This window comes from Nocardia sp. NPDC024068, assembly GCF_040638875.1.
In the GTDB taxonomy this organism is placed as follows: Bacteria; Actinomycetota; Actinomycetes; order Mycobacteriales; family Mycobacteriaceae; genus Nocardia.
The window spans coordinates 1-12,025 of the sequence record NZ_JBEZYU010000097.1 but is presented as its reverse complement, the minus strand read 5'-3'; the positions used below and the strand labels follow the sequence as shown (position 1 = coordinate 12,025).

The following is a 12,025-nucleotide window of genomic DNA, read 5'->3' as shown; positions in this document are numbered from 1 at the left end:
GAGTGAAGAACCGGGTTAATAGGGCCCCACCCTCGAGCGGCGGAGCCGCTCCAAAATTACAGCCCGACCCTTGGCGGAGGGGTCGATCCGAACCCCCTCTTCGCGGAGGGGCCGCCGCTTCAACCCACCTCCCCGACCCTTGGCGGAGGGGTCCATCCGAACCCCTCTTCGCGGTGGGGCCGCTTCAACCCGCCTCCCCAACCCTCCGCGAACGGGTCGCTCCAAATCCACCCATCGTGCGGCGAGGTGGCGTCGGCGGGCACTACTAAGCTCTTGCGGATGAAGGCACTGCGTCGGTTCACGGTTCGCGCCCATTTGCCGGAGCGTTTGGCGGCGTTGGGCGAGTTGTCGGCCAATTTGCGCTGGTCGTGGCATGGGCCTACGCAGGATGTGTTCGCTGCGCTGGATCCCGCGCGGTGGCGGGAGATCGGGCCCGATCCGGTGCGGATGCTGGGTGAGGTGCCCGTCGAGCGGCTGACGGAGTTGGCGGCGGATCCCGGGTTCTGTGCGCGGGTGGACGCGGCGGCGGCGGATCTGCGGGAGTATCTCGGGCGGCCGGGGGCCGATCTCGGGGTACGGGGTATCGCGTATTTCTCGATGGAGTTCGGGGTCAGTGAGGTGCTGCCGAACTATTCCGGGGGGCTGGGGATTCTGGCCGGCGACCATTTGAAGGCCGCGTCGGATCTGGGGTTGCCGTTGATCGGGGTGGGCCTGCTGTATCGGGCGGGGTATTTCCGCCAGTCGCTGACGCTGGATGGGTGGCAGGCCGAGCGGTATCCGGTGCTGGATCCGTACGGGCTGCCGTTGCGGCCGCTGACCTCGGGTTCGTCGCCGGTGCTGGTGCACGTGGCGATGCCGGATCGGCGGGTGCTGGCGGCGCGGGTGTGGATCGCGCAGGTGGGACGGGTGCCGCTGTTGCTGCTGGACTCCGATATCGCGAGCAACGATCCCGATCTGCGGACGGTCACCGACCGGCTGTACGGCGGTGATCAGGAGCATCGGATCGCGCAGGAGGTCCTGGCCGGTATCGGCGGGGTGCGGGCGGTGCGCGCCTACACTGCGGCGGCGGGGTTGCCGGATCCGGATGTTTTCCATATGAACGAAGGTCATGCGGGGTTCTCGGGTCTGGAGCGGATCCGGGAGTACCTGGCGGCGGGCCACGATTTCGAGACCGCGCTGGCGGCGGTGCGGGCGGCGACGGTGTTCACCACTCATACGCCGGTTCCGGCCGGTATCGACAGGTTCCCGGTTTCCCTGGTGCATCGCTATTTCGGGGGTGCGTCGGGGGAGCGGGATTCGCCGCTGTTGCCGGGGATCGAGGTGGACCGGATCGTCGCGCTGGGGCGTGAGGCCGATCCGTCGGTGTTCAATATGGCGCATATGGCGTTGCGGCTGGCGCAGCGCGCGAACGGGGTGTCGCGCCTGCACGGCACGGTGAGCCGGGAGATGTTCGCGCCGTTGTGGCCGGGGTTCGATCCGCCCGAGGTGCCGATCGGCTCGGTCACCAACGGGGTGCATGTGGACACCTGGGCGGCCCGGGAGTGGGGCGAGCTGCGCGGCGCCGGTGCGGACGCGGAGGGGGAGTGGATCCGGGATCCGGATCCGCGCGCCGTGTGGGCGGTTCGTAGCCGGTTGCGTGGGCTGCTCGTCGAGGATGTGCGCCGCCGGGTGCGGGAGTCGTGGACCCAGCGTGGTGCCGCCGCGGCCGAGTTGACATGGACGGAGTCGGTTTTCGACCCCGATGTGCTGACGGTGGGTTTCGCCCGCCGGGTGCCGACGTACAAGCGGTTGACCCTGATGCTGCGTGATCCGGGTCGGTTGCGGGATCTGCTGCTGGATCCGGAGCGGCCGGTGCAGCTGGTGGTGGCGGGGAAGAGTCATCCCGCCGATGAGGGCGGGAAGGCGCTCATCCGGGAGTTGGTGCGCTTCGCCGACGATCCGGCGGTACGGCATCGCATCGTGTTCCTGCCCGACTACGACATCGCGATGGCCCGGTATCTGTATTGGGGCTGCGATGTCTGGTTGAACAATCCGCTGCGGCCGTTGGAGGCGTGCGGTACCTCGGGTATGAAATCGGCGTTGAACGGCGGGCTGAACCTGTCGATCCGCGACGGGTGGTGGGACGAGATGTTCGACGGCGCGAACGGGTGGGCGATCCCGACGGCCGACGGGGTGATCGACGAGGAGCGCCGCGACGATCTGGAGGCCACCGCCCTCTACGAGCTCGTGGAACGTGTGGTGGCGCCCCGGTTCTACGACCGCGACGCCGACGGGCTGCCGGCGCGCTGGCTGGAGATGGTGACGCACACCCTGAGCGATCTGGGTCCGAAGGTGCGGGCAGACCGGATGGTGCGCGAATACGCCGAGCGGTATTACGTTCCGGCCGCCGCCGCCTCCCACCGGGCCGTCGAGGCGGATCTGGCGGGCGCGCGGGAGATCGGGCGGTATAGCCGCCGGGTGGCGGAGGCCTGGCCGCGGGTGCGGGTCGTGGGTGTCGATGCGGCAGGGCTTCCGGACGATCCGGAGCTGGGCGCGCCGCTGTCGCTGACCGCCCGGGTGGAGCTGGGTGGGCTGGAACCGCACGAGGTGCTGGTGGAGGCCGTGGTGGGCCGGGTCTCATCCGAGGACGACCTCACCGAGACCCGAACGGCCCCGATGACCTGTACGGGCCCCGCCGATTCGGGGCCGGCCCTGTTCACGGTGCGGATCCCGCTGCCGCTGTCCGGGTCCGTGGGCTATCAGGTGCGGGTGCTGCCGGTGCACGAACTGCTGGCCTCGAGCGCGGAGCCGGGTCTGGTCACCACTGCCTAGCGGGTCGCGGGCCGGAGGCCGCCGGGCCGCGCCGTGATCGGCCGCACGCGGCGCCGACTTCGGTTCGTCACGACTTTCCGATACCGTTCCACTGGCGCTGCCGGGCCCGATCCGCCCTCCGTCTGCGTGTGGCCTGCGCCCGGACACAGGTCACGCCCGTACCGACTGGAGGTTCCATGGCCACAGGTCCACAGACCCGCACCCAGGGCCGCGTCGATTCGTTCTTCGCCATCGGCGTGCACGGGTCGACCGTGAAACGGGAGCTGATGGCGGGGACGGTGACGTTCCTGGCGATGTGCTACGTACTCGCGGTGAATCCGGCCATCCTCGGTGATCAGGGCGACCTCGGGGAACAGGGCATTCCCACGCAGGCGGTGTTCACCGCGACTGCGGTCGCGGCGGTGGTGGGCACGCTGGTGATGGGGTTGTGGGCGCGCTATCCGATCGCGCTGGCGCCCGGGATGGGGCTGAACGCCTTCTTCGCGTATTCGGTGGTGCTCGGGATGGGGATCCCCTGGGAGGTCGCGCTGTCGGGCACCTTCCTGTCCGGTCTCATCTTCTTCGTGCTCGCGATCACCAAGATCCGCGAGAAGATCCTCAACGCGATCCCGTTCCAGCTGAAACTGGCCGTCGCGGCCGGGGTGGGGCTTTTCGTGGCCTTTCTGGGCCTGAAGAACGCGGGGATCGTCGCGGCCAGCGACACCACGCTGGTGACGCTGGGCGATTTCACCGAGGGCACCACCGTGCTCGCCCTGTTCGGTCTGGTGATGACCGTGGTGTTCCTGGTGCGCGGCTGGCACGGCGCGGTGCTGTACGGGATCGTGCTGACCGCGGTGATCGGGATGATCGCCGGTCTGGTGGATGTGCCCGACGGGGTGGCGGCGTTGCCGCAGGGGTTGGACCAGACGTTCGGGCAGGCGCTGGCGCATCTGCCCGACGCGTTCACCGCGCAGATGGCGGTGGTGGTGCTGACCATGCTGTTCGTCGATTTCTTCGACGCCTCGGGAACGTTGATCGGCGTCGCCAATCAGGCGGGCCTGCTGAACGAGAAGGGGGAGCTGCCGCGGGCGTCGAGCGCGCTGTCGGCGGATGCGGTGGGCACCATGGCGGGTGCGGTGATCGGTACCTCCACCACCACGGCGTATGTGGAGTCGACGGCCGGTGTGTCGGCGGGCGGCCGGACGGGTTTGACGGCGGTGGTGACGGCGGCCTGGTTCGCGGTGGCCATGTTCTGTTACCCGCTGTTCGCGGTGGTGGCCGGTTCCGGGGCGGTGACCGCCGCGGCGCTGATCGTGGTCGGGGTGCTCATGGCACGTTCGCTGGGTGATATCGAGTGGCAGCGGCTGGAGTTCGCGGTGCCGGCGTTCATCACCATCGTCATGATGCCGCTGACCTATTCGATCGCGAACGGGCTGGCCATGGGGATGATCTTCTATCCGGTGGTGATGGTGGCGCGGGGTCGTTTCCGTGAGGTGCATCCGGTCATGTGGGTGCTGACCGTGATTTTCCTCGGGTATTTCTTCTTCCTCGCGGAATAGGTTCGGCGCGGCCGCGGCGGTGCTCCGAGGTCAGACGGACGCGGCGGCGGCCAGCCTGGTGAGTGCGCGCGCGACCACTTCCGGATCGGCCGTTTCCCAGTACGGGGGCAGTGAGGCGCGCAGGTAGCCGCCGTAGCGGGCGGTGGCCAGCCGGGGGTCCAGGACGGCGACCACTCCGCGGTCGTCCACGCTGCGCAGCAATCGCCCGGTGCCCTGCGCCAGCAGGAGTGCGGCATGGCTGGCCGCGACAGTGAGAAAGCCGTTGCCGCCGCGGGATTCGACCGCGCGCTGCCGGGCGGCCAGCAGGGGATCATCGGGACGGGGGAAGGGTATGCGATCCAGGATCACCAGGCTCAGCGACGGGCCGGGAACATCCACGCCCTGCCACAGCGAGAGGGTGCCGAACAGGGACGTTTCCGGATCGTCGGCGAACTTCCGGACCAGAGCGCCGGTGGAATCCTCGCCCTGGCAGAGGATGGGGGTGGCCAGGCGACCGCGCAGCGCCTCGGTCGCGGCCTTCGCCGCGCGCATCGACGAGAACAACCCGAGGGTGCGGCCGCCCGCCGCGGAGACCAGGCGTTCTATTTCGTCGAGATAGGCCGGGGGGAGCCCGTCGCGGCCGGGAGTGGGCAGATGTTTGGCCACATAGAGGATTCCGGATTTCGCGTGATCGAACGGGGACCCCACGTCGACCGCGGTCCAGCGCACGGTATCGCTGTCGGAGGGCGCCTCCGCGCTGTGTGCCATCGCCGGGTCGACCTTGCCGTGCGACTGCGCGGGCAGGCCCCAGGTGCGGGCCAGGCCGTCGAAGGAGCCGCCGATCTGCAGGGTCGCGGAGGTGAGGACCACCGTCGCCTCGCCGAACAGACGGCTGCGCAGCAATCCCCCGACGGCCAGCGGAGCCATCCGCAGGGTGCGCCGGGTGACGCCGCGGATCTCGTCGGCGGACAACCACACCACATCGCGGCGGGCCGCGGGATCGGGTTCGTCGAAGGCCGTGAGGGCGCGGACCGCGCTGTCGTGGATCTCCTCCACCGCGGCCACCGCCATATTCCGCCCGGCCGCCGCCTCCGGATCGCCGCTCGGCCCGCCGCCCTGCGGGTTCAGTGCCGTGCGGGCGTTCCAGGCGGCATCCCGGATCAGGGCCAGGACCTGCCCGATTCCCTGCGGTAGGGCCTCCCAGCGGCTCGGGCCCAGATCATCGAGCGCGTCGTGCCAGGCCTCGGCGGCGGCGTCGAGGCGGTCGATCTCCTGCTCGTCGATGAGCTTGCCGCAGCGCCGGGCGGCAGCGGTGATCGCGGTGGCGGAGAGTTCGGCGGTGGCCACGCCGGTGACGCGGTCGACCAGTTCGTGTGCTTCGTCGACCACCACCACATCGTGTTCGGGCAGTACCTGCACGCCGCTGATCGCGTCGATGGCCAGCAGGGCGTGGTTGGTGACCACGACATCGGACTGCGCGGATTCGGCGCGGGCGCGTTCGGCGTAACAGTCCTGTCCGAAGGGGCACCGGGATTTCCCGAGACATTCCCGCGCCGAGACGCTGACCTGCCGCCAGGCCCGATCGCTCACCCCGGGGGCGAGTTCGTCACGATCACCGGTTTCGGTATCGGAGGCCCATTCGTTGAGCCGTTTGACCTCGCGGCCCAGCCGGGAGACGGCGAAGGCGTCGAACAGTTCCGCTTCGGCCGGTTCGTCGGGAATCGCGCTGTTGATCTTGTTGAGGCAGAGGTAGTTGTTGCGCCCCTTGAGGATCGCGAATTCCGGCGTACGCCCGAGCGGCCCGGCCAGGGCCTGCGCGAGGCGGGGCAGATCGCGATCGACCAGCTGGCGCTGCAGGGCGATGGTGGCGGTGGAGATCACCACGGTGCGCCCGGTCCGGACGGCGTACCGCAAGCTGGGGATCAGATACGCGAGGGATTTACCGGTACCGGTCCCGGCCTGGACCGCCAGATGTTCCTTGGTCTCGATCGCGTGGTCCACCGCGGCCGCCATGGTGATCTGGCCGGGGCGCTCCTTGCCGCCGAGCGCGGTGACGGCGGTCGCCAGCAGGGCCGATACGGGCGGAAGTTCGGGCACCCGGGCAGCCTACTGCGCACCACCGACACCTGTGCGGCCGGTCGAGAACCCGGCGGGGCGCCACGAATGCGTGGGCCGTCCACCGGCTCGCGGGGGCTCCCTACTTCCCAGCGATCTTACTCGGAAGTAAGGTCTGACCATGGCGTGGAAACCTGATCAGATAGCCGACCAGACCGGCCGCACCTTCGTCGTCACCGGAGCCAACGGCGGCCTCGGCGCCGAGACCACCAAGGTGCTCGCCGCGAAGGGCGCCACCGTGGTGCTGGCCTGCCGCAATACCGAGAAGGCGCAGCAGGTCGCCGATTCGATCGGTGGCGACCTGCGGGTGCGCCGGCTGGATCTGGCCGATCTGGCCTCGGTCCGGGAATTCGCCGAAGCCACCGGAGAATTCGATGTACTGGTCAACAACGCGGGACTGATGAACGTACCGTTCTCGCGCACCACCGACGGGTTCGAAACCCAGTTCGGCGTGAACCATCTGGGCCATTACGCGCTCACCGGGCTGCTGCTGGACCGGATCCGCGATCGGGTGGTGACCCTGGCCAGTATCGCCCACAAACAGACCCCCAAACTGTGGATCGACGACCTGAACTACGAGAACCGGCGCTATCAGCGCAACCTCGCGTACGCGCAGGCCAAACTGTCGAACCTGATGTTCGCGCGGGAACTGCAGCGGCGTCTGTCGGAGGCCGGTTCGGCGAAACGGTCCTACGGGGTGCATCCGGGTGTGTCGGCGACCGAACTGTTCACCCGCACCGAGACCCCGCTCGATTGGGTCAGCAAACCGGTGATCAAGCTGGTCGGGCACGCGCCGGCGAAGGCCGCCCATTCGACCCTGTTCGCGGCCACCACCCGCGACGCGGACCCCGAAACCTACTGGGGCCCCACCCGGCTGTTCCAGTCCCAGGGGCCGGTGGAGGCCTCGCCGTCCACCCGGCTGTCCAAGAACACCGACCTGTGGCAGCGGCTGTGGTCGGAATCGGAGCGGTTGACCGGGGTCGTCTACAAGTTCTGACCGGCGGCGATACCGGCTGCCGCGATGCCCACCTCACACTACGGCCGGTGTAGTAGACGGGTACCGTGGTAGCCGTGTCCGCAACACCCCGCCGCACCGTGCACCGACCGGCCCTGGTTCTTCTGGTGGTCGTGGTCGCGGTGGCCGCGCTGGCGCTGGGCTGGTGGCAGTGGGAGCGGTTCTCCTCGGCCAGCGGTACGGCACAGAATCTCGGGTACGCGATGCAGTGGCCGCTGTTCGCCGGATTCGCGCTGTTCGCGTATTTCCGGTTCGTGCGGTTGGAGCAGGAGTCCGGAGACCAGGCGGGCAACGAGAACGACACCGCGGGCGCGGCGGGACAGCCGATCGCCCCGGCCGGTGCCACCGGGCCGGACGCGTCGTCCGGCGCGGCGGGCACCAGGAACAGGCGTGGCGGTCTGTTCGGCGGTCGCGGCGCGCGGGAGACGGACGGCCCACGGGAGATCCCGGCCGGGTTCCTGCCCGAACGCCCGCGGGCGGCGCGCGAGGACGATCCGGCGCTCGCCGAATACAACACCTACCTCGCCCGGCTGCACGCCGAAGACGGCGGCGCGGGTAGCACGGCGGGCGTCGCCCGCGATACCGAGAGGAGCGCGGGTTGACCGCGAGCGAGAAAGCCACCACCGCACCCGAGGCGCCCGCCGGGCCGACCGGCGACCGGCGGATCGCCGGGGCGCTGCTGCGCTACCGCGTCCTCGCCTGGATCACCGGACTCTGGCTGCTGTTCCTCACCGCCGAGATGATCGCCAAATACGGGTTCGGGGTGGATACCCCGAGCTGGATCGCGGTCGTGCACGGCTGGGCGTACTTCATCTACCTGATCCTGACCGCCGATCTGGCGGTGAAGGTCCGGTGGCCGATCCAGCGCACCATCGGCACCCTGCTGGCCGGCACCGTTCCGCTGCTGTCGTTCTTCGTGGAGCACCGCAACACCAAGCAGGTCAAACAGGACTTCGGGGTCTGAACCAGCGTCGGCGCGCGGTTCCGGGATTCCGGCACGCGCGCCGACAGCGTGAACTCAGGGCGCCGGCGCGAGAACTCCGAGCGCAGCCGGCGCGGGTCGTTGGTTCAGCGCGCCAGCGCTGTGAGTGCGGGCAGCAATTGAGCCAGCGCCCGGCCGCGATGAGAAGCGCCGTCCTTCTCGGCCGGGGTCAGTTGCGCCGCACTGCGCTCACCGCCGTCGGGATGGAACAGCGGGTCGTAGCCGAAGCCGCCCTCGCCCTGGGGTGCCCGCCCCACCGTGCCGGGCCATTCGCCGCGCACCACGATCTCGGCGCCGCCCGGGATCACCAGGGCGCAGGCGGAGACGAAGCTCGCGCCGCGGCGTTCGTCGGGAGTATCGGAGAGCTGGGCCAGCAGCAGCGCGTTGTTCGCCGCGTCGTCGCCGTGGCGGCCGGCCCAGCGGGCCGACAGCACACCCGGCATCCCGTTCAACGCCTCGACGGTGATACCGGAATCGTCGGCGATACACGCCAGCCGGGTGGCCCGTGCCCCGTCACGTGCCTTGGCCAATGCGTTCTCCTCGAACGTCGCACCGGTTTCCGGGGCCTCCGGATACTCCGGCACATCGTCGAGCCCCACGATCTCGAGCCCCTCCACCCCGGCATCGGCGACGATCCGGCGCAATTCATTCAGTTTCTTGGTATTACGGCTGGCGAGCAGAACCTGGCGGCTCATCACTTCTTCTTCGTCGGTTCGGGGGTCTCGGGCAGCACACCCGGGTAGGGGAGAGCGAGCGCTTCCTTCTGCACCGCGAACAACCGCTCGCAACCCGCCAGCGCGGAATCCAGCATTTTGTCCAGAGTCGAACGCGGGAAGGTCGCGCCCTCGCCGGTGCCCTGGATCTCCACCAGCGTTCCGGTGTCGGTGGCGACCACGTTCATATCGACCTCGGCGCGCGAATCCTCCTCGTAGGGCAGATCCAGCCGGACCCGGCCGTCCACCACCCCGACACTGACCGCCGCGATCGCGCACGAGATCGGCTGCGGATCGGCCAGACCGCCGGCCGCCCCGAGATAGGTGACGGCGTCGGCCAGCGCGACATAGGCGCCGGTGATCGCGGCGGTGCGGGTACCGCCGTCGGCCTGGAGCACATCGCAGTCGACGGCGATGGTGTTCTCGCCGATGGCGGCCAGATCGATGCAGGCGCGCAAGGACCGGCCGACCAGCCGGCTGATCTCCTGAGTGCGGCCGCCCACCTTGCCCTTGACCGATTCCCGCCCGCTGCGGGTGTGGGTCGCCGCGGGCAGCATGGCGTATTCGGCGGTCAGCCAGCCCAGCCCGGAATCGCGCCGCCACGGCGGAACGCCCTCGGTCACGCTGGCCGTGCACATCACCCGCGTCTGGCCGAATTCGACCAGCACCGAACCGGCCGGGTGCGTGGTGAAGCCCCGGGTGATCCGTACCTCGCGGAGTTCGTCGTCCGCCCTGCCATCGGCTCGTCTCGACACGGGCTCAGCGTAGTGGGGGACCCGCGCCCGGAGATGCCCGGGCCTACAGGTCGAAGGTCTCCCCGGGGGCCACCGCGTGCACGGGGCCGGTGAATTCGGCCTTGGCCTCGGCGATGACGTCCTCGCGGGAGGTCCACGGCGGAATATGGGTGAGCAGCAGTTCCTTCGCGCCGGCCGTTGCGGCGATCCGGCCGGCCTCGGTGCCCGAGAGATGAATGCCTTCGGGGCGATTGGCGGGGTCGTGGGTCCACGACGCCTCGGCCATCAGAACGTCGGCGCCCTCGGCCAGCTCCTGGACCGCCCCGCAGACCGCGGTATCGCCCGTATAGACGAAGACGCGGCCGGTATCGGTGACGATCCGGAGACCGTAGGACTCCGGCGGGTGGAACATCCGCCGGGCCGTGATCGTGTGGCCCGGTCCGAACTCGACCGTCTCGCCGTCGGACCAGGGGCGGAAGTCGATCACATCGGACCAGTCGTCGCACTGGCCGCCGACCTCGGCGGACGCGTTGCCGATCCGCAGCGGCGCGTCGGACGGGCCGCGGACGATCGCCTTCCCGGCGGGCGGGGACGGGTGGTAGCGCCGCCACACCAGCAGCCCGGGCAGGTCCAGGCAGTGGTCGGCGTGCAGGTGGGTGAGAAAGATGTCGACCTCACCGGGGTCGGCGAAGCGTTGCAGCGCGCCGAGGATCCCCGGCCCGAAATCGATGACAACCGGCGCCATATCCGGGCCGGTCAGCAGATAACCCGACGCTGGGGAATCCGGGCCGGACACACTGCCCGAGCACCCGAGGACGGTGAGGCGCATACCTTCATGCTGCCACGATGTTTCCCGCTTCAAGACCGCATCCCCCGAAAATATCGGCCGCACCCGCGGTCACCGGGGAGACAGGGGCGCCCCGGTGCGCGACTGACGGCGGTGTCGACGTTCATCACTGGAGAGTACCCACCCGGCCAACAGTCCACCCATTGCGCCGAAAAGGTGTCCCTGCCAGGAGATTCCGTCCTGACCGGGGAGAACGCCCCACAGCAGGGAGCCGTACAGGACCAGTACCACCAGGCCGAGCGCGATCTGACCGGCCTGCCGGAGGAACCAGCCGCGGCAGATGAGATAGGTGAGCCAGCCGAACACCAGCGACGACGCGCCGATATGCACGGTGTTCTCGCCGCCGGTGAGCCAGGTCCCGGCCCCGGCCACGATCCAGACGATCGCGGTGGCCGCCAGCCCGCGCCGGATACCGGTGGCCAGGGTGAGGAAACCGAGGATCAGCACCGGCAGGGTGTTACCGATGAGATGGTCCCAGCCCCCGTGCAGCAGCGGGGCGAACAGGATGCCGTCGAGCCCGTCGGCGTCCCGCGGCTGGATTCCGGCGGTCCGGTCGATGCTGTAGTCGATGAGGGCATCCACCATCTCGATCGCGTACAGCAGAACCAGGAACGTCAGGGTCAGGATCCCGGCACGGGACCAGGTGCGCCGGGTAGTGGCGAACCGGGCCGGCGGGGGTGTGCCGGGCGGCGGTCCGCCGGTTTGCGGCCGCAGCGCGGCGATGCGATCGGGATCGAACGAAGCGCCCAGGGGTGCACCGGTCATGGCATCCTCCGTAATTTTGGAGCGGCCCCTCCGCGAAGGGCGGGAGGTGGGTTGAAGCGCGCCCTCCGCGAAGGGGAGTTTGGATCGACCCCTCCGCGAGGGGTTGGGGAGGTGGGTTGAAGCGACCCCACCGCGAAGGGGTGTTCGGATCGGCCCCTCCGTGAAGGGTCGGGCTGTAATTTTGGAGGCGCTCCGCGCCTCGAGGGTGGGGCCCTATTAACCCGGTTCTTCACTCCCAGCGGTCGGTCGCTGCGCTCCCTCCCTCTGGTCGCTCCAGAACCGGGCGGGCCCCACCCTGGACGGATGCGCCCATCCGGATAAAGACGTGAGATCTCCGCGAAGGCACCCCGCACAACCCAGCGCACGGCCCCGCCACCCGCGTCACCACAGGTACCGATCCGAACCGGGCTCGTCCACAGAATGGGCCACCCCCTCGGTGCCGAGTTCAGCGAGGCCCTGAAAGGGTTCGGCCCGCGTCTGCTGTCAGCCCTCGAAGCGAGGCGGCGCAGCCGCGAGTCTCGAGGGC

10 protein-coding genes are annotated in these 12,025 nt (G+C 69.6%); 5 read left to right on the top strand and 5 right to left on the bottom strand.

Annotation, left to right across the window (positions count from 1 at the left end; all coding sequences use genetic code 11):
- Window positions 1–279: 279 nt before the first annotated feature.
- Entirely contained in the window at window positions 280–2,811 is a 2,532-nt protein-coding gene (gene glgP, locus AB0F41_RS30875; RefSeq protein WP_357429993.1) for an alpha-glucan family phosphorylase, read from the top strand.
- A gap of 176 nt (window positions 2,812–2,987) precedes the next feature.
- Window positions 2,988–4,349 carry an NCS2 family permease gene (locus AB0F41_RS30870; RefSeq protein WP_357429991.1) on the top strand — a complete coding sequence of 454 codons (1,362 nt, stop codon included), beginning with the start codon at window positions 2,988–2,990 and terminating at the stop codon, window positions 4,347–4,349.
- A 30-nt stretch (window positions 4,350–4,379) separates the two neighbouring features.
- On the opposite strand, the gene AB0F41_RS30865 is transcribed toward AB0F41_RS30870, so the two are convergent.
- Window positions 4,380–6,425 carry an ATP-dependent DNA helicase gene (locus tag AB0F41_RS30865; protein WP_357429989.1) on the bottom strand — a complete coding sequence of 682 codons (2,046 nt, stop codon included), beginning with the start codon at window positions 6,423–6,425 and terminating at the stop codon, window positions 4,380–4,382.
- A gap of 139 nt (window positions 6,426–6,564) precedes the next feature.
- Between AB0F41_RS30865 and AB0F41_RS30860 the strand changes: the two genes are divergently transcribed.
- The 3 genes from AB0F41_RS30860 to AB0F41_RS30850 all read left to right on the top strand — a co-directional run bounded on the left by AB0F41_RS30860 (window position 6,565) and on the right by AB0F41_RS30850 (window position 8,422).
- Window positions 6,565–7,440, top strand: a complete 876-nt coding sequence (locus AB0F41_RS30860) for an oxidoreductase (protein ID WP_357429987.1) — start codon at window positions 6,565–6,567, stop codon at window positions 7,438–7,440.
- 74 nt (window positions 7,441–7,514) lie between these two features.
- Window positions 7,515–8,060 (top strand): transcriptional regulator, encoded by a 546-nt coding sequence (locus AB0F41_RS30855; protein WP_357429985.1) that lies wholly within the window; start codon window positions 7,515–7,517, stop codon window positions 8,058–8,060.
- A complete protein-coding gene (locus tag AB0F41_RS30850) occupies window positions 8,057–8,422 on the top strand; it encodes a DUF3817 domain-containing protein (RefSeq protein ID WP_357429983.1) in 366 nt (121 codons plus the stop codon). Before AB0F41_RS30855 ends, AB0F41_RS30850 begins: the two co-directional genes overlap by 4 nt.
- A gap of 104 nt (window positions 8,423–8,526) precedes the next feature.
- Here AB0F41_RS30850 and AB0F41_RS30845 read toward each other — a convergent pair whose 3' ends face one another.
- The 4 genes from AB0F41_RS30845 to AB0F41_RS30830 all read right to left on the bottom strand — a co-directional run bounded on the left by AB0F41_RS30845 (window position 8,527) and on the right by AB0F41_RS30830 (window position 11,499).
- A complete protein-coding gene (locus AB0F41_RS30845) occupies window positions 8,527–9,135 on the bottom strand; it encodes a non-canonical purine NTP pyrophosphatase (protein WP_357429981.1) in 609 nt (202 codons plus the stop codon).
- Window positions 9,135–9,908, bottom strand: coding sequence for a ribonuclease PH (gene rph / locus AB0F41_RS30840; protein ID WP_357429979.1), 774 nt, complete (start codon window positions 9,906–9,908; stop codon window positions 9,135–9,137). Before rph ends, AB0F41_RS30845 begins: the two co-directional genes overlap by 1 nt.
- A 43-nt stretch (window positions 9,909–9,951) precedes the next feature.
- Window positions 9,952–10,716, bottom strand: coding sequence for a cyclic nucleotide-degrading phosphodiesterase (locus tag AB0F41_RS30835; protein WP_357429977.1), 765 nt, complete (start codon window positions 10,714–10,716; stop codon window positions 9,952–9,954).
- A 69-nt stretch (window positions 10,717–10,785) separates the two neighbouring features.
- Window positions 10,786–11,499 (bottom strand): rhomboid family intramembrane serine protease, encoded by a 714-nt coding sequence (locus tag AB0F41_RS30830; RefSeq protein ID WP_357429975.1) that lies wholly within the window; start codon window positions 11,497–11,499, stop codon window positions 10,786–10,788.
- Window positions 11,500–12,025: the final 526 nt, after the last annotated feature.